This window comes from Janibacter terrae NBRC 107853 (assembly GCF_001591405.1).
In the GTDB taxonomy this organism is placed as follows: Bacteria; Actinomycetota; Actinomycetes; order Actinomycetales; family Dermatophilaceae; genus Janibacter; species Janibacter terrae.
This window is the reverse complement of record NZ_BCUV01000007.1, coordinates 607,514-633,468: the sequence shown is the minus strand read 5'-3', so window position 1 is coordinate 633,468 and position 25,955 is coordinate 607,514. Positions and strand designations below refer to the sequence as shown.

19 protein-coding genes, 4 tRNA genes and 1 riboswitch are annotated in these 25,955 nt (G+C 72.6%); of the genes, 9 read left to right on the top strand and 14 right to left on the bottom strand.

The features are described from left to right. The first annotated feature begins 74 nt into the window (after positions 1-74). A complete protein-coding gene (locus JT1_RS12675) occupies positions 75-1,511 on the top strand; it encodes a glycosyltransferase (RefSeq protein ID WP_169701994.1) in 1,437 nt (478 codons plus the stop codon). Here JT1_RS12675 and JT1_RS12670 read toward each other — a convergent pair. Further along, on the bottom strand, positions 1,493-2,041 hold the full coding sequence (locus tag JT1_RS12670) for a hypothetical protein (protein WP_068327023.1): 549 nt from the start codon (positions 2,039-2,041) through the stop codon (positions 1,493-1,495). The genes JT1_RS12675 and JT1_RS12670 overlap by 19 nt on opposite strands. A gap of 41 nt (positions 2,042-2,082) precedes the next feature. Between JT1_RS12670 and JT1_RS12665 the strand changes: the two genes are divergently transcribed. The 3 genes from JT1_RS12665 to JT1_RS12655 all read left to right on the top strand — a co-directional run bounded on the left by JT1_RS12665 (position 2,083) and on the right by JT1_RS12655 (position 6,527). Next, on the top strand, positions 2,083-3,219 hold the full coding sequence (locus tag JT1_RS12665) for a glycosyltransferase (RefSeq protein WP_068327020.1): 1,137 nt from the start codon (positions 2,083-2,085) through the stop codon (positions 3,217-3,219). 90 nt (positions 3,220-3,309) lie between these two features. Beyond that, on the top strand, positions 3,310-4,410 hold the full coding sequence (gene wecB, locus JT1_RS12660) for a non-hydrolyzing UDP-N-acetylglucosamine 2-epimerase (protein WP_068327017.1): 1,101 nt from the start codon (positions 3,310-3,312) through the stop codon (positions 4,408-4,410). Next, complete coding sequence (locus JT1_RS12655; protein ID WP_068327014.1) at positions 4,407-6,527, top strand: acyltransferase family protein; 2,121 nt, start codon at positions 4,407-4,409, stop codon at positions 6,525-6,527. Before wecB ends, JT1_RS12655 begins: the two co-directional genes overlap by 4 nt. Before the next feature lie 73 nt (positions 6,528-6,600). On the opposite strand, the gene JT1_RS12650 is transcribed toward JT1_RS12655, so the two are convergent. From JT1_RS12650 to JT1_RS12620, 7 genes are all read right to left on the bottom strand, one after another. After that, the gene (locus JT1_RS12650) at positions 6,601-8,757 is read right to left on the bottom strand and encodes a glycosyltransferase family 4 protein (protein WP_068327011.1); all 2,157 of its coding nucleotides are present in this window, start codon (positions 8,755-8,757) and stop codon (positions 6,601-6,603) included. A 40-nt stretch (positions 8,758-8,797) separates the two neighbouring features. After that, positions 8,798-10,621, bottom strand: a complete 1,824-nt coding sequence (locus JT1_RS12645; protein ID WP_068327008.1) for a glycosyltransferase family 2 protein — start codon at positions 10,619-10,621, stop codon at positions 8,798-8,800. A gap of 96 nt (positions 10,622-10,717) precedes the next feature. Next, positions 10,718-10,791: transfer RNA gene (locus JT1_RS12640), tRNA-Phe, on the bottom strand. A gap of 26 nt (positions 10,792-10,817) precedes the next feature. Further along, positions 10,818-10,891 (bottom strand) — tRNA-Asp (locus tag JT1_RS12635). A 23-nt stretch (positions 10,892-10,914) separates the two neighbouring features. Continuing rightward, positions 10,915-10,987, bottom strand: a tRNA-Glu gene (locus JT1_RS12630). 97 nt (positions 10,988-11,084) lie between these two features. Next, positions 11,085-12,134 carry a PHP domain-containing protein gene (locus JT1_RS12625; protein ID WP_068327005.1) on the bottom strand — a complete coding sequence of 350 codons (1,050 nt, stop codon included), beginning with the start codon at positions 12,132-12,134 and terminating at the stop codon, positions 11,085-11,087. A gap of 4 nt (positions 12,135-12,138) precedes the next feature. Beyond that, positions 12,139-13,575, bottom strand: a complete 1,437-nt coding sequence (locus JT1_RS12620; protein ID WP_218005601.1) for a GuaB1 family IMP dehydrogenase-related protein — start codon at positions 13,573-13,575, stop codon at positions 12,139-12,141. A 40-nt stretch (positions 13,576-13,615) separates the two neighbouring features. Here JT1_RS12620 and JT1_RS12615 point away from each other — a divergent pair, with 40 nt between their 5' ends. Further along, entirely contained in the window at positions 13,616-14,872 is a 1,257-nt protein-coding gene (locus JT1_RS12615; protein ID WP_082807655.1) for a DUF445 domain-containing protein, read from the top strand. A gap of 97 nt (positions 14,873-14,969) precedes the next feature. Here JT1_RS12615 and JT1_RS12610 read toward each other — a convergent pair whose 3' ends face one another. The 5 genes from JT1_RS12610 to JT1_RS12590 form a co-directional block, all read right to left on the bottom strand. Next, positions 14,970-16,073: an acyltransferase family protein gene (locus JT1_RS12610; protein ID WP_169701993.1), complete on the bottom strand. Its 1,104-nt coding sequence runs from the start codon at positions 16,071-16,073 to the stop codon at positions 14,970-14,972. A 109-nt stretch (positions 16,074-16,182) separates the two neighbouring features. After that, positions 16,183-17,544 carry an FAD-dependent oxidoreductase gene (locus JT1_RS12605; protein WP_369407440.1) on the bottom strand — a complete coding sequence of 454 codons (1,362 nt, stop codon included), beginning with the start codon at positions 17,542-17,544 and terminating at the stop codon, positions 16,183-16,185. Positions 17,545-17,565: 21 nt separating this feature from the next. Continuing rightward, positions 17,566-18,180, bottom strand: coding sequence for an AmiS/UreI family transporter (locus tag JT1_RS12600; protein ID WP_068326993.1), 615 nt, complete (start codon positions 18,178-18,180; stop codon positions 17,566-17,568). Between the two features lie 67 nt (positions 18,181-18,247). Beyond that, complete coding sequence (locus tag JT1_RS12595) at positions 18,248-19,456, bottom strand: acetamidase/formamidase family protein (RefSeq protein WP_082807654.1); 1,209 nt, start codon at positions 19,454-19,456, stop codon at positions 18,248-18,250. 54 nt (positions 19,457-19,510) lie between these two features. Continuing rightward, positions 19,511-19,969 carry a MarR family winged helix-turn-helix transcriptional regulator gene (locus tag JT1_RS12590; protein ID WP_082807653.1) on the bottom strand — a complete coding sequence of 153 codons (459 nt, stop codon included), beginning with the start codon at positions 19,967-19,969 and terminating at the stop codon, positions 19,511-19,513. A gap of 59 nt (positions 19,970-20,028) precedes the next feature. Between JT1_RS12590 and JT1_RS12585 the strand changes: the two genes are divergently transcribed. From JT1_RS12585 to JT1_RS12570, 4 genes are all read left to right on the top strand, one after another. After that, positions 20,029-21,102, top strand: a complete 1,074-nt coding sequence (locus JT1_RS12585) for a substrate-binding domain-containing protein (protein WP_068326987.1) — start codon at positions 20,029-20,031, stop codon at positions 21,100-21,102. Positions 21,103-21,474: 372 nt separating this feature from the next. Further along, positions 21,475-21,547: transfer RNA gene (locus JT1_RS12580), tRNA-Lys, on the top strand. A gap of 24 nt (positions 21,548-21,571) precedes the next feature. Next, on the top strand, positions 21,572-22,771 hold the full coding sequence (locus tag JT1_RS12575; protein ID WP_068326984.1) for a MarP family serine protease: 1,200 nt from the start codon (positions 21,572-21,574) through the stop codon (positions 22,769-22,771). After that, a complete protein-coding gene (locus JT1_RS12570; RefSeq protein WP_255218320.1) occupies positions 22,768-24,018 on the top strand; it encodes an MFS transporter in 1,251 nt (416 codons plus the stop codon). The genes JT1_RS12575 and JT1_RS12570 overlap by 4 nt, the downstream gene beginning before the upstream one ends. On the opposite strand, the gene JT1_RS12565 is transcribed toward JT1_RS12570, so the two are convergent. Beyond that, a complete protein-coding gene (locus tag JT1_RS12565) occupies positions 23,993-25,687 on the bottom strand; it encodes a S8 family peptidase (protein WP_169701992.1) in 1,695 nt (564 codons plus the stop codon). The two genes, JT1_RS12570 and JT1_RS12565, sit on opposite strands and share 26 nt — an antisense overlap. 60 nt (positions 25,688-25,747) lie before the next feature. Beyond that, positions 25,748-25,936: riboswitch (cobalamin riboswitch) on the top strand. The last annotated feature ends 19 nt before the right edge of the window (positions 25,937-25,955 follow it).

The window sequence follows — 25,955 nt, the reverse complement described above, 5'->3', positions numbered from 1 at the left end:
CGGGCGTCCGGTGGCTGGCGCGATCATACCGGCCGCCCCTGCGGGGTCGCAGGGCACGCGCCTACAGTGGCGCCATGCCAGGCGCGCCCGGAACCCCCCTTCCCGTCGTCCTCGCCACGAGCAACGGCGTCGGCATGGGGCACCTGACCCGGCAGCTCACGGTCGCGCTCAGCGCGCCGGACACCCTCGATCCCGTCCTCATGTCGCTCTCGGGCGCGCTGCCGACCGTCCGCACGGCCGTCGCCGAGGGGCGCCTGCCGGAGCTGCACGGCGTGCGCACCGAGTACTGCCCGTCCCGCAAGAGCGGATGGCTGCCGAAGGGGGGACCTGCCCGGCGGTTGCGCGAGGTCCACCCCGCGTACAACTGGGAGCCGTACTTCGCCGACCGGGTCCGCGCTCTCGTCGCCGAGACCGGTGCCCGGCTCGTGCTCTTCGACGGCGTCGTCCCGTACGCCGGCCTGCGGTCCGCCCGCGAGCGGCTCGCGTCGACCCCCTTCGTCTGGATGCGCCGGGGGATGTGGCGCCCGGGCGCGGGCGAGAAGTTCCTCGAGCACGCCGCCCTCTTCGACCTCGTCGTCGAGCCGGGCGACTTCGCGCAGGCCGCGGACCGCGGCCCGACGGCCGCCCGCGGCGACGCGACTCGGGTCGCCCCGATCTCCATCGGCGAGGTGATCACCCTCCAGGACCGTGTGCAGGCCCGGCGCGCGCTCGGCCTGGACCCGGACCGGCCCGCGCTCCTGCTCACCCCCGGCACCGGGGCGCTCGAGGACGTCGGGTCCCCGGTGCGCGTGGCCTTGGAGACGCTGCGCCGCTCCGCGCCCGACTGGCAGGTCGCGGTGACCAGCCCCGCCCTCGCCCGGCACGGGATCGCCGGCGACGACGTCGTGCTCCTCACCGACGCCTACCCGCTCGCGCGCTCGCTCGCGGCCTTCGACGCGGCGGTGAGCGCGGCCGGCTACAACTCGGTCCACGAGCTGCTCGGTGCCGCGGTCCCGACCGTGCTCGTGCCGGGCCAGGCCCTGGGCACCGACGACCAGCCCGGTCGCGCCGCGGAGCTCGCCTCGGCCGGCGCCTGCCTCGCCGTCGCCCCGGACGACCCGGACGCGATGCGGACCGCGGTCGCCCGGGTCGTCGACCCGTCCGCCGCGGACGACCTGCGCGCCGCCTGCCGGGAGCTGCCGCGCGCCACGGGCGGCGCCGAGACCGCCGAGCTCCTCGTCGAGCTCGCCGCGGGCGCTCCCGTCCCGGGGAGCCTGACGGAGGGCGGGCCGTGGGGACCTCCGGCGTGGCGCCGCGCGCTGCCCGACCCGCGCACCCCCGTCGAGATCGTCTCCGAGGGCGGTACCGACGATGCGGTGCGAAGGGGGGCCCGCCCCCTTCGCGTCACGCAGGACCTGCCGGCGCACCGGGTCGGCGAGGACCCGCTCGAGCACCTCGTCGAGGGGTCCTCGGACGAGTACCGCCGGGTGCGGATGGACGTCGCGCGCTGGATCTACCGGTCCGGGCGTTGACGGCGGCGGGCGACCTCTCGGCGCGCCCGACCCACCCGACGGCGGGCCAGCCGCAGCAGCGCCACCGGTGCCGAGTGCTCGCGGGCGACGCGGCGCGACCACGCCTCGTCGTCGACCGCACCGACGCCGACGACGGCGCCGTCGACCCAGGTGCGCCAACGTCCGGCCGCCGGGTCCTCGACGGGGGTCGGGCCGTCGACGTGGAGCAGGTCGGCCGCCTCCGCGATGCGCCGGTCCAGGCCCGGCGCGTCGGCGACGAGGTCGGCGGCACCGACACCGTGCCGCAGTGCGGTCGCGAGCAGCTCGCTGCGGGCGAGGTAGCAGGGACCGGCCGCGCTGTGGACGCGCACGAGCCGGCGGTGCGGACGGTGCAGGTGGCGCACGAGGCGCTCGACCGCACCGTCGACGAAGACGGTGCCTTCCCGGTGCACGAGCACGAGCTCGGACGAGGCGACGGCCGCGACGAGGGTCTCGGGGGCGCCCGGCGCGTCGGCGTCGACGCGGACGGGCGCGGCGTGTCCGGCAGGCATGGCCTCACCCTACGGGCGGGCGCGGTGGATAGCGTGGCCCCATGCGCGCGCTGACCACGGACCCCGCGGCGGGGGACACCCCGCTCGGCCGGGTGCCCGGGCCGGACAGCGACCGCCGGGCCCGGCTCGACCTCACCGGCACGGGCTGGACCCTGAGGAGCCCGTGGCGCCGGGGCACCGGCGGCACCTGGCAGCAGCCCGGCGCGCTCGCCGACGGGCTCGCGCGGCTCGACCACGTCCACGCCCTGGTGGTCGGCGCCGAGCCGACCGGCCCCTCGCCCGACGCCGCGACGACCGCGGCCCTGGCCACCTTCGTCACCCGGGCGATCGCCCGCGGCACCTTCGTCGTGGGCGACCTGCCCGCCGTCGTCTCCCGCCGGGTGCACGCCGACGTGCCGGGCGCCGCCCACGGCCGGCCCGGCGACCTCGCCTTCGACGTCGCGTCGGTGCGCCAGCGGCGGCAGGTGCTCGCGCCCCGCGTCGGGCACTCCCTGGCCCCGACGGTCTCGGTGCTCCTCGCCACCCGCCGGCCGCACCTGCTCGACGCGATCGCCGCGATGCTGCGCGCCCAGACCTACCGCCGGCTCGAGGTCGTCGTCGCCGTCCACGGCGGCGACCCCGACGACCTGCCCCGGCCCGACCTCGGCGACCTCGACGTGCGGGTCATCGCCACGCCGGCCGACCGCAGCCTCGGGCACGCCCTCGCGCTCGCGGCCGAGGCGGCGAGCGGCGAGCTGCTCACCAAGGTCGACGACGACGACCACTACGGGCCCGACCACGTCCTCGACCTCGTCATCGCCCGCCACGTCTCGGGGGCTCCGGTCGTCGGCAAGAGCAGCACCGTCGTCCACGTCGAGTCGCTGGACACCACCGTGCGGCGAGTCATCGGGACCCCCGAGTCGCTGGTGCACCGGGTCGCGGGCGGCACGATCCTCGTCGGCGCCGACGAGCTGCGCGCCCTCGGCGGGTGGGCCGACGTGCCCCGGGCCGTGGACAGCGCCCTCATGCGGGCCGCGACCGCCGCCGGCGCGGCGATCTACCGACCGCACGACATCGGCTACGTCTACGTGCGGCACGCCGGCGAGGGCCACACGTGGTCCGCGGACGCCGGTCACTTCCTCGCCAACGCGCGCGAGCAGTGGCTAGGCCTGCTGCGCCACCCGGACTTCGGTACCTGAGGGCACGCCGGGTCCGCGTTTCGGAGCCTCGCAGGGGTGCGTGCCAGACTGATCAGCCGTACCACGCCCCCGATACGGCAAAGGACCACGATGGCTCCCCTGGTTGTGCACGTCACCGGTGCCCGCCCGAACTTCCCCAAGGCAGCGCCCGTCCTCGAGGCGCTCGGCACCTACGACGTGGAGCAGCTGCTCGTGCACACGGGCCAGCACTACGACGACAAGATGTCCGACATCTTCTTCCGCCAGCTGGGCATCCCCAAGCCCGACGTCAACCTCGGTGTCGGCTCCGGCCCGCACGGCGCGCAGACCGCCAAGGTCATGGAGGCGCTCGAGCAGCTCTTCACCGAGCGCCGCCCCGACCTCGTGGTCGTCTACGGCGACGTCAACTCCACCGTGGCCGCCGCGCTCGTCGCATCGAAGATGCGCATCACCTTCGCCCACGTCGAGGCGGGCCTGCGCTCCTTCGACATGACGATGCCCGAGGAGATCAACCGGCTCGTCACGGACAAGCTGTCCGACCTGCTGCTCACGACGAGCACCGACGCCATCGGCCACCTCGGCAACGAGGGCACCGACCCCGACAAGATCCACTTCGTCGGCAACCCGATGATCGACACGCTCCTGAAGAACAAGGACCGCTTCGACGTCGAGGCCGCCCGCCGCGAGGTCGGCCTCGAGGGCGACTACATCGTCGCCACGCTGCACCGCCCCGGCAACGTCGACGACCCGGAGGACGTCCGGGCGCTCGTCGCCGCGATGCACGCCGTCGCCGACCAGGCGCAGGTCGTCATCCCGCTGCACCCGCGCGGCCGGGCCCGCCTCGAGGAGGCCGGCTTCCTCGACCACGACCGGATGCGCGTCATCGACCCGCTCGGCTACCTCGAGTTCATGGGCCTCGTCCGCGGCGCCGCCGCGGTCGTCACCGACTCCGGGGGCGTGCAGGAGGAGACGACGATCCTCGGGGTCCCGTGCCTCACCCTTCGTCCCAACACCGAGCGCCCGGTGACCATCACCCACGGCACCAACCAGCTCGTCACCCGGGAGACCCTCTCCGACCGCGTGCGCGAGGTGCTCGCCACCGGTCCGCTGGAGACCTGGGACACCCCGCCCCTCTGGGACGGGCACGCCGGTGAGCGCATCGCCAAGGTGCTCGCCGGGTCCGTGGGCGCTCCCCGACGAGGGCAGGCGTGACCGCCGGGCCGGGGGACACCACGCTGACCGCGGACGCCAAGGAGTCGGCCGCCGAGGCGCACCACGGGGCGAAGGGAAAGAAGAACCTCCGTGGCGACATCGAGGGGCTGCGGGCGGTCGCCGTCGGCACCGTCCTGCTCTACCACGTCGGCATCCCGTTCATCCCGGGCGGCTTCGTCGGCGTCGACATCTTCTTCGTCATCTCCGGGTTCCTCATCACCTCGCTGCTGCTGCGCGAGGCGGTGCGCACCGGCGGGATCTCGATCGGCGACTTCTACGCCCGACGGGCCCGCCGACTGCTGCCGGCCGCGTCGGTCGTGCTGCTGTTCACCGCCGTCGCGGGGTGGCTCGTGCTGCCCGGGCCGGACCGGCTCAACCTCGGCACCGACGTCATCGCCGCGACCTTCTACGTCATCAACTGGGCGCTCGCGCTGCGGTCGGTGGACTACCTCGCGGAGGACGCGGCCCCCTCGGCGCTGCAGCACTACTGGTCGCTGTCCGTCGAGGAGCAGTTCTACGTCGTCTGGCCGCTCATCATCATCGCCGGGCTCTTCCTGGCCCGCCGCACGAGGATGCGGCCCAAGCCCTTGCTCTTCGGCATCCTCGGGATCATCGCGGCGGCCTCGCTCGTCTACTCGGTGCTGCACACGAGGTCAGACCCGGCGACCGCGTACTTCTACACGACGACGCGCGTGTGGGAGCTGGCGATCGGCGCGCTGCTCGCCTTCCTCGTGCTGCGCCTCACCGCGCTGCCGCGGCTCGCGGCCGAGCTCCTCGGCGGGGTCGGGCTGCTCATGATCCTGTGGTCGGCCTTCTTCCTGACCTCCAAGACCCCGTGGCCGGGGTCCTGGGCGCTCGTGCCGACCCTCGGCGCCGCCTGCATCATCGCCGCGGGCTGCTCGACGCAGGCCACGGCCACCGCGCGCCTGCTGAGCCTGAAGCCGATGGTGTGGATCGGTGGCCTGTCCTACGCGATCTACCTGTGGCACTGGCCGCTCATCACGCTCGCGCAGTCGGCCTACCCCGAGGTGCGCATCCGCCACCTCGTGGTGCTCGGCATCGTCTCGATCGTCCTCGCCTGGCTGACGAAGCACCTCGTCGAGGACCCGATCCGCTTCCACCCCGGCCTGAGCGCCAAGGCCTCCCGCGGCCTGCTCTTCGGCCTGGCGTCGATGATCGTCACCGCGCTCGTCGGCACCGCGGTCTGGGCGACGGTGCCCAAGCTCGACGAGAACGCGAAGGTGACGGGCGCGACGAGTCTCGTCGCCAACCCCGAGAGCGACGACTGGACCATCCGCGAGGACCTCGACCAGGTCGTCACGAACTCGGGGGCGGTCACGCCGGACCCGGCGGTGGCCCCCGAGGACGTGCCGAGCTACTACGACGACGACTGCCAGGTGCAGCCCGGCGACTCCGCGGTCGACACGTCCTGCGTCTACGGCGCCGAGGACGGCGACAAGACGATCGCCATGCTCGGCGACTCCAAGATGGGCCAGTGGTTCCCGGCCGTGGAGTCGATCGCGGGTAGCGAGAGCTGGCGCCTGGAGCTCTACCTCAAGTCGGCCTGCGCCTTCACCTACGACGGCGCCAAGTCCGACTGCGAGGAGTTCTCCAAGAACGCCAACAAGCACTTCGACGAGGAGGGGGCGCCCGACATCGCGCTCGTCTCCCAGGGTGCGCCCAGCTCGAAGGACCTGCGCGCCGGGATCGCCGAGGCGGTCAAGGAGCTGCAGGCCAAGGGCACCGAGGTCGTCATCGTCTCCGACTCCCCGCGCCCCGACCAGGGCGCCGTCTACACCTGCGTGGAGGAGCACCCGGACGACTTCTCGGCGTGCAGCTTCCCCGCCGCGGACAAGGGCCGCAAGGGCACCGGTACCAAGGCCCTCAAGGCCGCCGCCGACGAGACCACGGCGCCCTTCGTCGATCTCAACGAGTGGATCTGCCCGCCCGGTGACGAGTGCCCGCCGGTCATCGGCGACACGCTCGTCTACCGCCAGGGCAGCCACGTGACGGCCAGCTACATCCGCAGCCTGACGCCCATGCTCTACCGGGCGCTCGCCGCGGAGGACCTCACGACGAAGAACTCCAGCGAGATCACCGTCGACGACGTCCCGTAGCCAAGCCAAGGGCACGACGAAGGGGGGCCGCACCGGATCACCGGTGCGGCCCCCCGCTTCGTCGTCGGCGGACTCAGCCGAGCAGGCGGTGGTAGGCCTCGTCGGCGATCCGGGTGACATCGCTCCAGTCCCGCTCGGCGAGGACCCACTCGCGGGCCTGGCGGCCCATGCGCTCGCGCAGCTGCGGGTCGTCGAGGTAGCGAGCGATCTGGCGGGCCAGGTCGCTCGCGTCGCCCTTGTCGAAGACGAGGCCACGCACGTCGGGCTCGACGATCTCGGTGAGCGCCGCGACCGAGCTGGAGATGCACGCCTTGCCCATCGCCATGGACTCGAAGGGCTTGATCGGGCTGATCAGCTCGCACACCGGCAGCGGCAGGCGGGGGAAGGGGGTCACCTGGAAGATCGACAGGTAGCGCGCGACCTCCTCGTGCGGCACGCGCCCGGTGAAGGTGACGACGTCGAGGACGCCGAGGTCGCGCGCCAGGCGGTGCAGGTAGCCCTCGTAGTGGCCGTCGCCGACGATGATGACGGCGAAGTCGTCGCGGGTCGCCTTCAGCTGTGCCGCCGCCTCGAGGAGCAGGTCCAGGCCCTCGTAGTCGACGAGGCCGCCGGCGTAGCCGATGACGGTCTTGCCGCGCAGGCCGAGCTCGTCGAGCAGCGCCTCGTCGGGCTGACGGGGCTCGAACTGCGCGGTGTGGACACCGTTGGGCAGCACGGCGATCCGGTCGGCGGGGCCGCCGCGGCGGATCATCTCCTCGCGCAGCGCCTCGGTGATGACGAAGGTGAGGTCGGCGTTCTGGACGATGTGCAGCTCGAGCCCGGTCATGTACCGGTAGGCGTCGGTCGTGCCGAAGGCCGGGTTGCGCGAGATCTTCATCAGGTCCTCGAGACCGCGCATCTCGTAGACGAAGGGGATGCCCAGCCGTCGCGCGGCGCGCAGGCCGGCGAGGCCGTTGTTCTGGAAGCTGCTCGCGTGGATGAGGCCGGCGCGGTGCTCGCGGGCGACCTCCTCGACGCGGCTGGCGAAGCGCTCGATGTAGCCGGCCATCGGGGTCGTCGGGTAGTCCCGCTCGCCGGGCTCGAGCAGCCGCACGTAGGTCATCGTGTCGACGGTGCTCGTGGGCTCGACCACGCGGCGGTCGCCCTGCCCCCAGAAGTCGTACGGGAAGCCGAGGCGGGTCGCGGCGAGCATGTCCCAGCCCAGGCCCTGCAGGCCGGTGAGGATGCCGTGGCTGCGCGTGGCGTAGCCGCCCGAGCGGTGCGGCAGGGACTGCGCGAGGACGGACAGCACGGCGCGGGGGCGGGGCTCGTAGGCCCGCTCGCGGGCCTCGTCGACGGGCCAGCCGGTGCGGCCGATGTGGATCTGGTCGCTGACCTGGTCGTGGGTGGGGCGAGCCTTCTTGAGCCCGCCCTCGACGAGGCGCCCGGTGATGACCTGGGCCGTGTCGAGCCAGCCCGCCCGGGCGGCACGCTGGGCGAGGGCGAGGGAGGTCTTCTTCGGGACGTTGCCGATCGTCTCGAGGCTGCTCGCGCGGTAGAGCTCGCGCAGCTCGTCCCAGCCCCTGAGGTTGCCGAGGGCGCGCGTGGCGGAGCGGAAGCCCTCGGGTGAGGTCAGGCCCACCTCGAGTGCGGTCGCGCGCTGGGCGTCGTCGTCGCCGGCGCCGCGGATCTTCGTCTCGGTGCGCACGAGCTCGAGGGAGTGCTGGCTGTGGCTGACCCGCCACGTGGCGGCGTTGGCGAGGAAGGCCTCGGCCTCGGTGACGTCGTCGGCCGCGAACCAGCCGAGGAGCCGCTCGGCGTCCTTGGTCGTGCGGGGCTGGGTCGTCGCGGCGAGGGCGTTGGCGCGGGTGACGAGCTCGCGGTTGCGGGCGCGCTGGGCGACGGCCATCGACAGGCCGAGCGCCTCGGCGTCGGGCTCCAGGTCGAGGGCGGTGCGGGCCTCCACGAGCGCCTCGTCGAGCCGGCCCAGGGACATGTAGGACCAGGCCCGCAGGCCGTGACCGGTGGCGCCCAGGGCGGACTCCGGCAGGCGCCCGAGGAGGCGCAGGCCCTGCTCGTACTGCTTGCCGCCGAGGACGAGCAGGCGGGCCTGGGCGAAGATCGCGCGCATCCCGACCGAGCCGCCGTGGCTCGGCAGGGCGGCCAGCGGCTCGAGCGGCACGCGGCGGACGACGGCGCGCGCGGCACGCTTGCCCTGGGACTTCGCGGTGTTCTTGTCGATGGAGGCCAATGGGGGTCCTTGTCGTCGTCGGTCGCGGGGTCGCCGCGGGTCAGAGGCTCACGTGGGTCGTCGGGTCACCGTAGAAGAGCAGGCGCCCGGTCGCGGTGAGGAAGGTCGAGTCGGTGACCGTCCAGGTGTGCGAGAGGCGGTCGTCGCCGCGCACGGAGACGTAGTTGTAGCGGTCGCCGGACCACACGCGCACGCCCTGGGCCATCGAGCGGTCGAGGATGTCGGAGTCGACGGCGCGCGGGATGTCGCTGAAGCGGACCTCGCGCACGACGTCCCCGGCGAAGAGCATCGAGCCGCCCTGGATCCGCCGCTCGTAGCGGTGCTCGGAGTCGGGGTAGCGCAGCACGACGGCGCCGGTGGAGCGCAGCCACACGTAGTGGGCCCACTTGCCGACGATCCCGGCGTCGGTGTGCGCGAAGGCGCCGAGCAGGTCCGACAGGTAGCGCGGCCCGTAGATGTTGTCGTCGTCCATCTTGGCGATGTACCGGCCACCGGCCGCGTCGACGCCGAGGTTCATGCACGCCCCGAGGGTGAGCGAGGCATCGGCGTGGACGATCTGCAGGTCCGTGACGCCCGCCTCGGTGGCGCGGCGGCGCAGGTCGGCGTCGTCGGTGTCGAGGCCGTGCAGGACCAGGACGAGCTCGACGGCGGGGTGGTCCTGCCGGCCGAGGTTGGCGAAGACATTGTCCAGCTCGTGGGTGCGGTTGGTCGGCACGACGGCCGAGATCGTCGCGGGCGTGATCGCGGGGACCTCGAGCCCGGCGGCCGTGGCGAGCTCGCGGGCGCGGTGGGCGCCGGTGTGCCCGGCGAGGACCGCGCGCTGCAGCCGCAGCCCCTCGCGGGCGACGAGCTCCTCCTGGTTGACCCTGGCGACGAGCTCGCTGCGCAGGGACCTGCTGTCGGTGACGCGAGGGACGAGGGCGTCGACCTCCGCGGGCAGGTCGGCGTGCGCCTCGGTGCCGACGACCGGCGTGCGGGCGGCTGCGGCGGCGACCGTCGTCCAGGCCGCGTCGGGGGAGGTGGCCGACAGGTCGAGCAGGACGCTCGCGTCACTCGCGGTGACGGCGTCGCCCACGCGCTCGGCGAGGCCCGCGGGCAGGGTCACGACGGCGGACTTGCCCGGGCGGCGCACGAGACGCGTCTGCGAGCGCGGCATCGGGGTGAGCGCCTCCTCGACGAGGCGGAGGGAGGAGTCGTCGGCGAGGCGGGAGAGGCCGTCGACGACGGCGAGCGCGCCGGAGCGCCGTCCGGTCGTCGGGTCCTCGCGGTCGTCGCCCACGGTGCGCGGCTGGGCCGCGGGGGCCCACCGCTGCGCCTCGCGGCCGCTCGCGGAGATGGCGTCGATCGCGGCCTGCGAGGAGGCACCGACGACGGTGACGTCCTGCGCCCAGGCCCCGGGCGCGGTGTCGTCGGTGACCCAGAGGACGACGGGCAGGTCGGCCCCCTTCGCGTTCGTGAGCAGCTCGCCGAGCGCGCTGCCGTCACCCCACCCGGGGACGGAGCCGCCGCGTCCCTCGAGGACGAGCAGGTCGGCGCGCGTGAGCGCCTCGCGCCAGCTGCGGCGGTCGAGGTCACGCTGGGTCCACTCCGGGGCGAGCAGGCCGCCGAGGTGCGGGCCGGCGGCGACGGCGACCGTGAGGTCGAGCGCGGGGACCGGCGAGTGCGGGGCGGTGGTGGTGGGCGAAGGGGGCGACGCCAGCTCGGGCTGCGCGGTCGGCTGCTCCTGCGGTGCCGGCCCGGCGGTCGCGGGTGCGACGGGCGCGGCGGGGGCTGCGGGAGTGCTCGGCCGCAGCTCGCCGACCGCGGCGCGCGCGGCCCGTCGCAGTCTGGCGGTGAGGGCGGCGGGGTTCGTCGATCGGCTCACGACGGGTCATCCTTCCACGTCGGCACCCCGGTCGCCGGGAGGGGGGACGACGAAGGGCGTCACCGTGACGGTGACGCCCTTCGTGCGTGGCTCCGGTGGCCAGGGGCGGGGTCGAACCGCCGACCTTCCGATTTTCAGTCGGACGCTCGTACCAACTGAGCTACCTGGCCGAGCCGGTCCGAACCGGACCAGCGAGCGACCCTGACGGGACTCGAACCCGCGACCTCCGCCGTGACAGGGCGGCGCGCTAACCAACTGCGCTACAGGGCCTTGATGGTGCAAGGCTTCTTGCGTATCCCCAACGGGATTCGAACCCGTGCTACCGCCGTGAAAGGGCGGGGTCCTAGGCCGCTAGACGATGGGGACCCGTCTCCGAGAACCCCTCGCTACGCAGCAGGCAGCACCCGAATCCGTCGAGGACTCGGAAAGCATACGCAGACACTCGCCGGATCGCCAAAACGAGTCATTCCGGCCGTGCCCAGGCGGCCAGACGGTCGGCGTCCCACGTCGTGACGATGCGCTCGAGCGGCACCCCGAGACGCTCCGCGCGCTCCGCGCCGTAGGCCTTCATCTCCAGCTGGCCGGGGGCGTGCGCGTCGGAGTCGACGGCGAAGAGGCAGCCGATCTCCAGGGCCAGCTCGACGAGCTCGTCAGGTGGGTCGCAGCGCTCGGGCCGGGAGTTGATCTCCACGGCGACGTCGTGCTCGGCGCAGGCCTCGAAGACCGCCCGTGCGTCGAACTCGCTCTGCGGCCGCGTCCCACGACCGCCCGTGACGAGCCGGCCGGTGCAGTGCCCGAGGACGTTGACCCGGGGGTTGCTCACGGCCGCGACCATGCGCCGGGTCATCGGGCCCTTGGCCATCCTGAGCTTCGAGTGCACGGACGCGGTGACGAGGTCGAGGCGGGCGAGCATCTCCGGCGTCTGGTCCAGCTCGCCGTCGTCGAGGATGTCGACCTCGATGCCGGACATGACCCGGAAGCTGTCGCCGAGCGAGGCGTCGATCTTGGCGAGCAGGTCCAGCTGCTGCGAGAGGCGTTGTGCCGTCAGCCCGTTGGCGATCCGCAGGCGGGGGGAGTGGTCGGTGAGGACCATCCACTCCTGCCCGAGCTCGTAGGCCGTGAGCACCATCTCGTCGATCGGGCTGCCCCCGTCGGACCAGTCCGAGTGCAGGTGGCAGTCGCCGATGATCGCCTCGGCGTACGCCTCGCCGCCCTCGACGAGCGGGCCGCCGTGCTCCTCCTGCTGGCGGGCGAGGTAGTCGGGCATCTCGCCGCGTACGGCCTGCTCGATGACGCCGGCCGTGGACTTCCCGATGCCGGCGAGGTCGGTGATGGTGCCGTCCTCGACCCGCTGCGCGACCTCCCCTTCGGCCAGGCCGCGCAGGACCTTGACCGCGCCGCGGAAGGCCTCGACGCGCCGGGTGTGCTGGCGCGCGCGCTCGAGGAGGAAGCCGACGCGCCGGAGTGCCTCGACCGGGTCGACCGGGGCCTGCAGGGGCTCGAGGGACCTCATCGCGTCACCACGAGGTGTGCAGGGGCCGGCCCTCGGCGAACCCGGCGGTGGACTGGAGGCCGACGAGGGCGCGCTCGTGGAACTCCTCGAGCGTCGTCGCCCCTGAGTACGTGCACGAGCTGCGCACCCCGCCGATGATCTCGTCGATGACGTCCTCGACGCCCGGCCCGGCGGGGTCGATGTACATGCGCGAGTTGGAGATGCCCTCCTCGAAGAGCGACTTGCGCGCCCGGTCGAAGGGGGAGTCCGTCGCCGTGCGGTTCTGCACCGCCCGCGCGGAGGCCATGCCGAAGGACTCCTTGTAGCTGCGACCGTCGGCGTCGGTCACGAGGTCGCCCGGGGACTCGAGGGTCCCCGCGAACCACGAGCCGATCATGACATTGCTCGCCCCGGCGGCCAGGGCCAGCGCGACGTCGCGCGGGTGGCGCACCCCGCCGTCGGCCCACACGTGCTTGCCGAGCTCGCGGGCCGCTGCCGCGCACTCGAGCACCGCCGAGAACTGGGGCCGTCCCACCGCGGTCATCATGCGGGTCGTGCACATCGCCCCCGGCCCCACGCCGACCTTGACGATGTCGGCGCCGGCCTCGATGAGCTCGCGGGTGCCCGCGGCCGAGACGACGTTGCCGGCGACGACCGGCACCTGCGGGTCGAGGGCGCGCACGGCAGCGAGTGCCTCGAGCATCTTGGTCTGGTGCCCGTGCGCGGTGTCGACGACGAGGACGTCGGCGCCCGCCGCGAGCAGGGCCGCGGCCTTGCCGCCCACGTCGCCGTTGATCCCGACGGCGGCGGCGACCCGCAGCCGCCCGTCCGCGTCGACGGCGGGGCTGTACATGCTGGCGCGCACCGCGCCCTGCCGGGTCTGGATGCCGACGAGCTTGCCGTCGGCGTCGACGACCGGGGCCACCCGGCGGCGCGCGCGGTCCAGCTCCTCGAAGGCCGCTCGCGGGTCCGCGTCGGCCGGCAGCGTCATGAGGTCGGGGGACATGACGTCCTGCACCTGGGCGAAGCGGTCGACCTGGTCGAGGTCGCGCTCGGTGACGACACCGATGGGCCGCCCCCCTTCGACGACGATGCCCGCACCGTGGGCGCGCTTGTGGATCAGCGCGAGCGCCTCGCCGGCCGTCGCCGTCGGCGCGAGGGTGATCGGGGTGTCGTGCACGAGGTCGCGGCTCTTGACGAAGGCGATGACCTCGGCGACGACGTCCACCGGGATGTCCTGCGGGATGACGGTGAGGCCGCCGCGACGGGCGGTCGTCTCGGCCATGCGGCGCCCGGCGATGGCCGTCATGTTGGCGACGACGAGCGGGATCGTCGTGCCCGTACCGTCGCCCGTGCGCAGGTCGACCTCGTGGCGGCTCGCCACGTCGCTGCGCCGCGGCACCATGAAGACGTCGTCGTAGGTCAGGTCGAGCTGGGGCATCAGGCCGTTGAGGAAGTCCACGATGACGAGTCTAGGTGCGTCGGTGGGGGAGGATCTGGGCGTGAGCTTCCTGCACGAGACCCCCGCGGACGCCCGTCGCCGCGCCGCCCTGCGCCGCATGCGGACGGTGGCCACCGGCCTGCTCGTCCTCGCCGCCGTCGTCTTCCTCGCCACGCTCCGGCTCGACCACGACGGGGTGTGGGGCTTCGTCAACACCGCCGCCGAGGCCGCGATGGTGGGCGCGCTCGCGGACTGGTTCGCGGTCACCGCGCTCTTCCGGCACCCGCTCGGCATCCCCGTGCCGCACACGGCCCTGGTCAAGAAGCGGAAGGACGAGCTGGGGCGCAACCTGCAGGAGTTCGTCACGGAGAACTTCCTCACCGAGGAGATCGCGCGGGACCGGCTCGCCACCGCCCGCGTGGCCGAGCGGCTCGGCGCCTGGCTCCTCGTGCCGCGGCACCGTCGACGGGTGCTCGAGGAGATCGCCCGGGGCGGGACGCGGGCGCTGGAGCGGGTGGAGGACCAGGACGTCCACGACTTCCTCGCCGAGCTGCTGCTCCCGCGCCTCGCGCAGGAGCCGGTCAGCCCGATCCTCGGCTCGCTCCTCGAGGGCGTCGTCGACGGCGGCAACCACACGGGCCTGGTCGACCTGGGCATCGACGAGGTGCGGCAGTGGCTCGGCGACAACCCGCACCTCTTCAAGCAGGTCGTCGGGGACAAGGCTCCCTGGTGGACCCCCGAGTGGGTCGACGACAAGGTCATCGACTGGACCTACCGGCAGGCCCTCGGCTGGCTCGACGAGATGCGTCGCGACGCGCACCACCCCGCCCGGGTCGCGCTCGACGACCTGCTCCAGCGCCTGGCCTCCGACCTGCAGCACGACTCCGACGTCATGGCGAGCGCCGAGGCGCTCAAGGAGCGGCTGCTGGCGCACCCCCAGGTGCCGACGAGCGCGGTCGCCGTGTGGCAGTCGCTGCGCACCTCGTTGCTCGGCGCGATGGCCGAGCGGGAGTCCTACTTCTGGAGCCGCGGCGACGAGCTGCTCACCCACCTGGGTACGCACCTCGTCGAGGACGAGGCCTGGCAGCAGCGCCTGGAGACCCATCTGGGCGAGGTCGTCGCCTTCTTCGTCAACACCTACGGCGACGAGCTCGCCGAGGTCATCTCGGTGACCGTCGAGCGCTGGGACGCCGACGAGGCGAGCAAGCGGATCGAGCTCTTCGTCGGCCGCGACCTGCAGTTCATCCGGATCAACGGCACCGTCGTCGGCGCGCTCGCCGGCCTGGCGATCCACACGGTCGCCGTCCTCCTCTCCTGACGACGAGGACGAAGGGGGATCCTCCCCCTTCGCCGCAGCGGGTCACGTCATGCACTAACCGGGGGGTGATGGTGCACGACGTGACCCTCCACCGGGCTCAGCGGTGGGCGGCGAAGATCGCGCGCCGCTCGAGGTGCGCCGGGGTGTGCACGGGCAGGTCGGCGGGGTGGAGGTCGCCGCTCGGGCGGGGAGCCAGGCCCAGCCGCATCGCCGGGCGCTCGACGAGCCGCCACGAGGCGATCGCGAAGGGGAGCGTGCACGCGAAGGAGACGAGCCCGAAGACCGGCGCGGGGACGAGCGCGCCGAGGCCGAGCATGCCGAGCAGCTGCTGCACCGGCCAGCCGTAGACGTAGAGGCCGTAGGAGGCGTCCTCCCGCGCGGCGATCCGGGTGCGCCAGGTCGCGCCGGCATGGAGCAGTGCGTAGGCGAGCGGGATCGGGGCGAGCAGGTTGAGCGCGGTCTCCGAGGTGGCCGCCAGCCCGGCAACCGTGAGGGCGGCGAGCACCGCGACCGGGGTGCTCGTGCGCAGCCGGTCGCGCAGCGCGTACGCGAGCACGCCGACGGCGAAGAAGGAGAAGAGCCGCAGCGCGCTCGTGATCATGTGCGCGGGGCCGGAGAGGTCGCCGACCAGCCACGACAGCACCGGGAGGGCGAGGACCGCGACGCCCGCGCTGAGCGCGAGGTGGCGGCGGACCCAGCCGATGCCGAGGGCGGCGCCGCACAGCAGGTACGCGGCGAACTCGTGCACGAGCGTCCACAGCGAGCCGTTCCACATGCCGGGGTTGGGCGCGCCGGCGAGCGTCCCGCCGATCGTCGGGTTGGTCATCAGGAGCATCGCGTTGTCGAGCACGTAGGCGAGCGACTGGGCGGGGTCCCACCCGTGGCCGCCGAGGAGGCCGCCGAGCGGCGCGAGGACGAAGGCGGTGACGGCCAGGCAGGCCCAGAACCCGGGGAAGATCCGCTGCGCCCGGCGCCGGAGGTACGTCCCGAAGCCGTTGCGCAGCCGGCTGCCGGCGATGAGGTAGCCGGACAGCGCGAAGAACCCCCCGACGCCGATCGCCCCCAGCCGCTCGATCCCGCTCGGGCCGTAGCCGCCGAGGGGCCACGCGTGGGCGAGGATCACCGCCGCGGCGAGCAGGAGGCGCACCGCGCCCAGCGAGTTGTCGCGGGTGGACAGGGCGGCACCGACAGGGGAAGGCATCACCTCGACGGTAACGAAGAGGTAACGGCCCGTCACCTCGGGGTGGCGTGGCCTCCCTCACCGGGACCACTCGTCTGCATTGCCCTAGGGGAATGCAGACGTCGGGGGGTCAGCGCAGGGGGTCGAAGGGGGTGAGCTCGGGGGCGGGACGTCCGGTCACCATCGTCTCCGCGAGGAGCTGCCCGGTCGCGGGGCCGAGCGTCATGCCCCACATGCCATGGCCTCCGGCCACGTGGACGAAGGGGGACCCCGTCGCCCCGATGAGGGGGAGGCCGTCGGCGGTGCAGGGCCGCGAGCCGACCCACTCGTCCTGCCGGTCGTCGAGGTCGACGCCGGTGAGGTACGGGCGGCTGGCGTCGACGATCGCGTCGATGCGCCGCGGGTCGAGCGCGGCCTCGGGCTTGCGGAACTCCATCATCCCGGCGACGCGCAGCCGGCCGCCGAGCGGCGTGCAGGCGACGCGCTGGACCGGCAGGTACACCGGGCCGCGCGGCTCGTGCTCGATCGGCACGGAGAAGCTGTACCCGCGCCCGGCCTGCACGTGCTCGCGCACGCCGAAGGGCTTGGCGAGCGCGTCGAGCCAGGTGCCGGTCGCGACGACGACCCGGTCGAAGCGCTCGTCGCCGGCGCCCGAGATCGTGAGGCGGACCCCCTTCGCCTCCTCCGTGATCGCGGTGACCTCGGCGCCCTCGCGGATCTTGCCCCCGCGGGCGCGCACGGAGTCGGCGAGGGAGTCGACGAACTCGCCGGGGTTGAGGTAGCGCTGCCCGAGGAGGCGGATGCCGGCGCCGATGCGGTCGGAGAAGGTCGGCTCGGCCGCGCGGACCTCGTCGCCGGTGAGCTCCTCGAAGCCGACCTCCTGGCCGGACGCGGCGATGTGCTGCAGCTCGGTGAGGAGGAACTCGGTCTCGGCCTTGGTCTCGTAGCCGGCGATGAAGGACTTCGCCTCGTGCGCGGGGGCGGTCACCCCGCCGGCGGCCAGCACGTCGAAGGCCGGCAGGGCGCGGCCGTTGATCGGCACGAGCGCCCGCATCGAGAGCGGCCACCGGCGCATCGTGCTGTTGCGGGTGAAGGCGGCGAGGAACTTCAGCAGCCGCGGGTCCGTCGTCACCGGCACGTAGACGGGCGAGGCGGGGGAGATCACGGCCTTGATGCCGTAGGAGAGGACGGCCGGGTCGGGCAGCGGCGTCGAGATGCCCGGGGTGATCCAGCCGGCGTTGCCCCACGACGAGCCGGCGGCGACGCCGGTGCGGTCGAGGACCTCGACCTCGACCCCGTGCTCCTGCAGGAACCACGCGGTCGACAGGCCGACCATGCCGGCGCCGACGACGGCGACCTTGCGGGGGGCTGGGGTGGGGCTCATGACGTCCTCTCGGGCCGGGTGCCGCAGGGTCTCCGCGGGCTCCAGCCCACTGTGCCCCACGTCACAGGTGCGTGGCAAAGAGGGGCGAAGGGGGGAGCGCCCGGGCATGAGAACGCACTGACCCTGCCCTCAGCCAGGCGCCGAGGGGGAGGCCGGCGGCTGAACTCTTGCGTGCAGGGCGAGTGTTGCGAGGACCAGAAAGCCCCCGACCAGCAGTCCACCCGCGGCGCTCCTCCAGCTTTCCGAGAACGACCCGTGCATCAACGCCCAAGCAGGCACGGCCGCCGTCAAGATCCCTTCGACCAGGGCGACGGCCCCGGTGAGGGCCCCGAGGCGCGACCGGTCGAGGCCCAGCAGAAGGAAGAAGAGCAACCAGAGTCCAGCCCACGCCATCCAGATGACCCCGAACACGGGAGCGTTGTCTCTGAAGTTGAGGATCGCGTACCCCACGGCCGCGACCGCGACGAAGAGCGAGAACCACCCGAGGCCATGACCGGGGAGGTCAGCTAGGGCATTGATGCCCACCCAGAGGTAGGTGAAGCCGAACAGGTACAGTCCAGCCGCAGCCGCGACGACGGACTCGTCGCCGCCCGATGTCACGATGAGGTAGGTCGGGGTGAAGATCTGCATCGCTCCGACGAACAGGTTGAGTGGGGCGGCCCCTCGTGGCGAGACCCCGCCCAACAGCATGACGCCATTGACGATGAGGACGGCGCCGACGTAGAAGAGTCCGACGTTGGACATTGAAATTCACCTCCTGGTGTCCCGGTGGCCGATCGCGACTGGCGATGGGCCACCGGGACAAACGAGATCACTCGGGCTTGGGCAGGATGTCTTTGTCGAAGATGTCCAGCGGGACCTTGAGGACGACAGCCGCGTTCGGGATGTCGACGATCCCACCGACGTGCATCTCGCAAGGAGCGACCGAGATGATCGTGTACGCCTGCTCCGGGGTGTACCCGAACTTCCCGAGGTACTCGATCGCCTGCTCGAGGGCCTGGACCGCGGCCATCGTGGTGTCGAGGTACTTCTGGTCCGATCCGTTGGCCGAGAGACCGGTGAACGAGAGGTACCGGGTCCCGAACTGCGGGTCGAAGGGAGACGGTCGGAACATGGGCGTGCGGACGCCGTAGCGGGCCATGCCGTCCTTGACGACGCCGAACCGGTACCAGCCGACGCCATCCATCTCAATGGCGTTCCAGGTGACCTCCCCGTCCCCTTCGGCGAAGTGGAAGTCGCCGGAGGAGAAGAGTGCTCCGTCCACGAAGACCGGGTAGTAAACGCGTGATCCTCTCGAGAGGTTCTTGATGTCCATGTTCCCGCCGTTCTCACGAGGCGGGATGGTCCGCGCGGCTGTTTCGGCGACCCGGCGCCAGTCGTCACCCTCGAGATCTCTGAGCACCGCTTGGTCGATCGCGTCCGCCCGGGGCCCGGCGAGCCCGTCGGCAATGAGCGGGTCCTCGCGGTCATTCCAGATCTTGAGCAACTCGTGGGACGGCGCGACGCCCATGATCCCGGGGTGGCTGATGGCCGGGATCTCGACTCCTGGGATCTGGCGGCTCGTGGCATAGGTGCCGTGCAGATCCCAGACCGTCTTGTACCCCTCCGGGAACGAGGACGCGAGCGGCCCGCCCATGCCGGGGAGGATGTTCGAGTAACCGACCCCCGACAGCGGTTGTACGTCGAGGACGTCGACGACCAGCAGGTCGCCGGCCTTGACACCGTCGACGCGCACCGGACCGGTCAGTGGGTGTGTGCGCGTCAGGTCGAAGCTGTGGATGTCGCCATCGTCATCGACGTCCTGCAACTGGTAGTCGTCGTAGCCCCCTGTCTCGAGGATCAGCTCGTCACCGATGCCGACCTCCACCAGTGGCGGAATGTCCGGATGCCACCTGTTGTGACCGAGGTGCTTCTGCTCAGCCAGCGGGACACCGACCTCGCAGCTGAACCTCTTGACTCCCAGATCCCGCGTCTTGAAGCGGGAGACGCCCGAACGAGTGAAGTCCGTGTCGTCAGTCATGACGTGCCTCCTTGTCGAGTAGGTGGCACCAAAGTACTTCCACATGGAAATAAGTCAAGAGATCTTTTCAAGGAGCGCCGCCAGGGTCGCGGCCTCCCAGTCCGCGAGTGCGCCTAACTTGGGGTCCAAGGCCTCCGAGATCCGAGATGCAGCCTGACCGTGCCAGACGCGCCCGCGCTCGGTCACGCCGACCAGAACTCGGCGACGGTCCATGCCATCGAGGGTCCGGTGGACCAACGCACGGTCAACCAAGCCATCAATGATCCTTGTCAGACTCGCCGCAGGTATCCCCAATGACGAACTGAGTTCACTCATCGTGCGCCCCTCGCTCCCTCGCGCCAAGGCATTGACGACCTGCCACTGCGGCACGCCGAGGCCCTTCTCAGTCAGGGCGGAGGCTATTGACCTCTGGAGCATTCCCGAGAGGCTCAGGACACGACTGGCCAGTTCGTCGGGAGGCAGCAGGCGGCCTCCCGACGAACTGCCCTTGACGGCATCGCGCTTCCCCTGCATACTCCCCAACTATTCCATATGAGAGCGTCTCCCCCCTCGTCGACCCCTACGGAGGCCGCATGGAGCCCCTCCGGATCGGTCTTGCCATCCCCCTTCAGGGGCCAGCGGGCATTTTTGGCCCATCATGCGAGGCTGCAGCTGCACTGGCGGTCGCCCAGCTCAACGAGCGTTCCGGGATCCTTGGCAGGCACGTTGAGCTCGACGTGGTGGACGCCGGAGCTCCGATAGAAACCTTCTGCGACCTCACGACGAAGAAGGTCCGTTCGGGGGAGCTGCACGCCGTTGTGGGCTGGCACATCTCGTCGGTTCGTCAGCACATTGCCCCGGTCCTCGCTCACCATGACGTCCCCTACGTTTACACCTCCCTGCATGAAGGGGCTGGCCAAGAAGAGGTTCTGTGCTCGGGCGAGACACCAGCCCTGCAGGTCCTGCCCGGCCTGCGATGGCTGAGGGAACAGATGGGTATCCGGCGGTGGGCCGTCGTGGGCGCCGACTACGTGTGGCCCCGCCGCACCATGGGCGCCATCCGGCACTTCGCCTCTCTTGCTGGCATCGAGATCGTCCACGAGGAGACGGTGGCCTACGGCAACCGTGACTTCCGGGCAGTCTTGGGCCGCATAGCCGAAACACACGCGGAGGGGGTGGTCATGCTCCTCGTCGGACGAGACGCGGTGCTCTTCAACCGTCAGTTCGGGACCCAAGGACTGCACGAGCGGCTGCTGCGGTTCACGCCGCTGATGGAGGAAAACATGCTCCTCGCGTCCGGGGCGACCGCCACCCGCAACCTCTTCGTCGCGGCCGCGTACTTCAACACGCTCGCAACCGCTTCCGCACTCAACTTCGGGGGTTCGTACGCCGCTCGCTTCGGCTCGGCCGCGCCAGCACTGAACAACGCCGGGGAATCCTGCTACGAAGGCATTCTCGCGCTGGCTGCCTGCGCCGATGCGGCCGCCAGCCCGAACGCGAAGGCGATGCTGGCGAGGGTGGCGGACGCCGGGGTGACGTACGAAGGTCCGCGCGGGACCGTCCGGATCGGGCGGGGCGAATCTCAGCAGGCGGTGCACATCGCCAGCGCCGATGACAACGAGTTCACCGTCTTGGGGGCCCTGCCAGGTCGACCTCTCGCCGGCTGATGGTGGGAGGCGCATGTGCACGACCTGCCGCCCTCGTGGGACGTTCATGACGCGAAGGAGCCACCAAGGGTCGCTGTTCTTGTCGTGACGTGTTCCAGTCGTCATGGCGCAGTTACGGGCGCGGTCGCTGGCAGCGGTCTACTCCCGAGACGAGACAGAGCCTCGATTGAGCGAGGCCTGGATCTTCGCACCGTGGACGGTATGAACTCTGAGACCCGTCCCGACCCCTTGCACTCCGCCGACCTCCGCCATCTGTCTCCCCGAGCGCGGGACGAGCGGTCCGGTTCGGCCTGTAGCCTCCCCTCGGGGGTTTCCTGCCCGATTCTTCCCAGCTTTTCCGCACCAAAGTTCCAACTAAACTCCCCATCCCCCGGGCCTCTAGCTCAACGGTCAGAGCTGCGGACTTTTAATCCGTAGGTTGTGGGTTCGAATCCCACGGGGCCCACCCACCACGACAGGAGCGTGAGACGTGACGGCAGGCGTCGCCCTGGACCTCGTCCTCGTCCTGGCGCTCGCGCTGCACGCCGTCGCGATGTACCGGGTCGGGCTGGTCACCAGCGCCTTGTCCGTCCTCGGGTTGCTCGCCGGGGGCCTGCTCGCCCTGTGGGGGCTGCCCGGTGTCATCGACCGGCTGGGCCCCGTGGCCGACGACCCCCTGCTGCGCACCCTGTCCATGGTCGTCGGGGTCGTCGTCTTGGCCGGCCTCGGGCAGCAGCTCGGCGGCCTGCTCGGCGTGAGCCTGCGCGGGCTCGTCCGGCTGCGCCTCGCCCGCCATCTCGACTCGTTGCTGGGCGCGGCCGGTGCGCTCGTCGTGGGCGCGGTCCTCGTCTGGCTCGCGGCCGGTGCCGTGGTCGCCGCCCTGCCCGCGCCACCGGAGGTGATCACCTCCTCGCGGGTCGTCCAGGGCATCGACCGGGTCATGCCCGCCGGCGCCGACAAGGTCATGAGCAACGCCTACCGCTCGCTCGGGCCGGACGGCCTCCCTCGGGTCTTCACCGGCGTCGGCGCCGAGCCGATCATGCCGGTCGACCCGCCGTCGGCGGACGTCGTCCGGGGGCGGGGGATCGAGGCGGCTGCGGCCTCCGTGGTCAGGGTCGCCGGGCAGGCCGAGTGCGGCCGCGGGCAGACGGGCAGCGGCTGGGTCGCCGCGCCGGGCCGCATCGTCACCAACGCGCACGTCGTCGCCGGCGTCGACCACCCCTCCGTGCAGGTCGGCGGTACCGGTCCGGCGCACGACGCGACCGTCGTGGCCTTCGACCCCCGACGCGATGTCGCGGTCCTCGCCGTCCCGGGACTGGACGCCCCAGCGCTGCCGACCGGGCCGGCGCCGTCGCGCGGGGACGACGTCGTCGTCGCCGGGTTCCCGCTCGGCGGCCCCTACGACCTCGAGCCCGGCCGGGTGCGCTCCTCCCTCGAGGCGCGCGGCGCCGGCATCGACGGCAGCACCGGTGTCGTCCGTGACATCTACTCCGTCAACGTCCTGGTCGAGCACGGCAACTCGGGCGGCCCCCTGCTCACGCCTGCCGGGCAGGTCGTCGGGACGGTCTTCGCCACGTCCCGGACGCATGACCGCACCGGCTACGTCCTCACCCTCGACGAGACCCGATCGGTCATCGCGCAGGGCACCCGGTCGACCACACCGGTCCCGACCGGGGCGTGCGTGTCGTGACCGACCTCGACCTCCACCTCGAGCGGGAGCGGGTCCAGCGCCGCACGCTGCGCGTCGTCGTCGCGAGCCAGGTGCTCGGCGGCGCCGGCCTGGCCGCCGGCATCGCGGTCGGGGCGCTGCTCGCCGAGGACATGCTCGGGTCGGAGGGACTGTCCGGCCTGCCGACGGCCCTGTTCACCCTCGGGTCCGCGCTCGCCGCCTTCCTCGTCGGGCGCTCGAGCCAGCGGCTCGGCCGCCGGGTCGGGCTCGGTTTCGGCTTCGCCGCCGGCGGGCTCGGCGCCGCCGGGGTCGTCCTCGCCGCGGTCATCGACAGCGTGCCCCTGCTCTTCGTCACCCTCTTCGTCTACGGCGCGGGCACGGCGACCAACCTGCAGGCCCGCTACGCCGGGACCGACCTCGCCCCTCCCGAGGGTCGCGGGCGCGCAGTCAGCGTCGCCATGGTCTCGACGACCTTCGGCGCCGTCGCCGGGCCCAACCTCATCGAACCCATGGGCAGCCTCGCCGCCGGCATCGGGATCCCCGTGCTCGCCGGGCCCTTCCTGCTGTCGGCGGTCGCCTACCTCGCCGCCGGCGCCGTCCTGCTGCTCCTCCTGCGCCCCGACCCCTACCTCCTCGCCCGGCGCATCGAGGCGGCGAGCGCGGTGGACGACGCGGCCGGGCCGGTGGTCGTGCCGCGGCCGGGCGTCGGGGCATGGGTCGGGGCCGCGGTCATGGTCCTCACCCAGGTCGCCATGGTCGCGATCATGACGATGACCCCGGTGCACATGCGCGCCCACGACCACGGGATGGGCGCCGTCGGGCTCGTCATCAGCCTGCACGTCGCAGCGATGTTCCTCCCTTCGCTCGTCACGGGGGCGCTCGTCGACCGCGTCGGCCGCACCCAGATGGCGGTCGCGGCCGGCGTGACCCTGCTCGCAGCCGGCCTCGTCGCCGCCGTCGCGCCGACCGACTCGCTCGGGCTGCTCGTCCTGGCGCTCGTGCTCCTCGGGCTGGGCTGGAACTTCGGCCTGATCTCCGGCACCGCGCTCGTCGTCGACGCGACCGTCCCGGCCAACCGGCCGGGCACCCAGGGCACGATCGACGTGACGATCGCCCTCTCCGGTGCGGGCAGCGGCGTCATGTCGGGTGTCGTCATGGCCTCGACGAGCTACGCCGCCCTCACCCTCGCCGGCGGCCTGCTCGCGCTCCTGCTCGTCCCCGTCCTGCTGTGGGCGAAGGGGGTCAGCGCACCGCCCGTGCCGCGTTGACGACGCCCTCGCCGAAGATGCCGTTGCGCTCGGTCGTGCCGACGCAGCGGACGCTCCCTTCGTCCATGGGGCACGGCGCATCGGTGGCGCTCTGCTCCAGCTTCGCCGCGACGTCGGCAGGGGCCATCCGGTCGCCGTGGGCGCTGATGACCAGCGCGGCGACGCCCGAGGCGTGCGGGGAGGCCATCGACGTGCCCTGCAGCCAGGTGTAGAGACCGCAGCGGCCGTCGGGGTCGGGATCGGTGTCGCCGATGCCGGTCGGGCAGCCGCGCACGACGCGCCGCGCACCCTCCTCGGTCACCCGCCCCCGGTCGTCGATCGCGCCCTCCGCGAGGGCGAGGTCGCGCGGCATCGCGGACAGCACGCCGCCCATGCCGTCGGTCTCCTCGCCACCGGGTGCCGCCACGTCGACCTGGTCGCGGTCGAGCACGGAGGTCCAGTTCGAGAAGGTCGAGCGCTGCCCGTCCTCGTCGACCGAGGCGACACCGATGACGTGCTCGCCGTCGAGGGGGAGGCGCTCGCAGCGCTGCGGGTCGACGCGCCGGGAGCGGGTCTCGCCGCCGTAGTTGGGGCTCGTGTCGTCGCGGTGGGCGGCGCCGACGTCGCTCGCCTCGTTGCCGGCCGAGCTGATGAGCGTCACGCCGGCCTCGTGGGTGAGGTCGTGGGCGCGGTGCATGAGCTCGATCGCCACGTCCTGGGCGTCGGCCTGCTCCGGGGTGTCGCCGGGGGCGCCGCCCCGGCAGGCGAGCAGCCACGGGTCGACGTAGAAGCTCATGTTGACCACGTCGAGGCGCTGGTCGGCCGCGTGCGTGAGCGCGTTGACCGTGGGGCCGAGGAAGAACATCCCCGAGTCCTGACCGGCGCGCAGGTCGACGAGGGTGGCGCCGGGCGCGACGCCGGTGACGCCGAGGTCGTTGGCCGCGGCGGCGATGGTCCCCGCGACGTGCGTGCCGTGGCCGTTGTCATCGGTGCCGACGGGGTCGACGCAGCCCTTGCTCTCGCACCGCCCGTCGAGGTCGACGATGTCGGCGACGAAGCTCTCGGACAGCTGCGTGTCGAGCACCGGTGCGAGGTCGGGGTGCGTGGCGTCGACGCCGGTGTCCATGACGCCGACGCGCACCTCGCGCCGCCCCTGCGTCACCTGGTGCGCGCCGCTCGCGTCGATCGTCTCCATGCCCCAGAGGAACCCGTCGAGCGGGTCGCCACCCTCCGGCGCCGCGGGGGGCGAAGGGAGGTCCCGCGCCGGTGTCGTGTCGCCGGGCGTCGGCTCGGCGGGCGGCTCGGGCGTCCACCCGGCCTGTCGGTCGGTGACGGCCGCGCCGACCCCCTCGATCGCCTCGGCGCGCTCGGCGACGTCGTCGTCCTCGCTGCGCAGCGTGACCATGCCGACCGCGGAGTTGGTCGAGGTGAGGTCGAAGCCGTCGGCCTCGAGCGCGTCGGCGACCTGCGCGGTGTCGCCGGGCTCGTCGACGAGGACGACCCAGTCACGGCCCTGCGCCGGTGGGTCGAAGAGCTCGAAGGAGGACTGCGCCCGCGTGCTCGACGGCGTGCTGGAGCTGCTCGTGGGGTCGCCGTCGTCGGAGGAGCCCTCGAGGAGCGAGCAGCCGCTCGCCGCCAGGGCCAGCGTCGCGGCGCCCGCCGCCATGGCCCTCCACCTGCGTCGCTGCACGTCGTCCCCCTTCGTCCCTGCCGGAGGCAGCAGTCTGTCAGAGGCGTCGTCACGGCCCACCGTGCGTGGCGTAGGGTCGGCCCCGAGTCAGACGCACATCCGTGCAGAGGGAATCCGGTGCAAATCCGGAGCTGTCGCGCAGCGGTGAGGGTGACTGACGAGGCACTGTCCACTGGACCCACGTGGTCCGGGAAGGAGCCCCGTCGGGACGAACCCGAGTCCGAAAACCTGCTGGCTCGCTCGTCATCCGACCGGGCCTCGCGATCTG

Excerpts from the sequence above, each read along its gene's own strand:
- JT1_RS12595 (WP_082807654.1), bottom strand. The coding sequence starts at position 19,456 with ATGACTGACGACACGGACTTCACTCGTTCGGGCGTCTCCCGCTTCAAG.
- JT1_RS12585 (WP_068326987.1), top strand. The coding sequence starts at position 20,029 with ATGGAGCCCCTCCGGATCGGTCTTGCCATCCCCCTTCAGGGGCCAGCG.
- JT1_RS12600 (WP_068326993.1), bottom strand. The coding sequence starts at position 18,180 with ATGTCCAACGTCGGACTCTTCTACGTCGGCGCCGTCCTCATCGTCAAT.
- JT1_RS12605 (WP_369407440.1), bottom strand. The coding sequence starts at position 17,544 with ATGCCCGGGCGCTCCCCCCTTCGCCCCTCTTTGCCACGCACCTGTGAC.
- wecB (WP_068327017.1), top strand. The coding sequence starts at position 3,310 with ATGGCTCCCCTGGTTGTGCACGTCACCGGTGCCCGCCCGAACTTCCCC.
- JT1_RS12590 (WP_082807653.1), bottom strand. The coding sequence starts at position 19,969 with ATGCAGGGGAAGCGCGATGCCGTCAAGGGCAGTTCGTCGGGAGGCCGC.
- JT1_RS12665 (WP_068327020.1), top strand. The coding sequence starts at position 2,083 with ATGCGCGCGCTGACCACGGACCCCGCGGCGGGGGACACCCCGCTCGGC.
- JT1_RS12610 (WP_169701993.1), bottom strand. The coding sequence starts at position 16,073 with ATGCCTTCCCCTGTCGGTGCCGCCCTGTCCACCCGCGACAACTCGCTG.
- JT1_RS12625 (WP_068327005.1), bottom strand. The coding sequence starts at position 12,134 with ATGAGGTCCCTCGAGCCCCTGCAGGCCCCGGTCGACCCGGTCGAGGCA.
- JT1_RS12675 (WP_169701994.1), top strand. The coding sequence starts at position 75 with ATGCCAGGCGCGCCCGGAACCCCCCTTCCCGTCGTCCTCGCCACGAGC.
- JT1_RS12670 (WP_068327023.1), bottom strand. The coding sequence starts at position 2,041 with ATGCCTGCCGGACACGCCGCGCCCGTCCGCGTCGACGCCGACGCGCCG.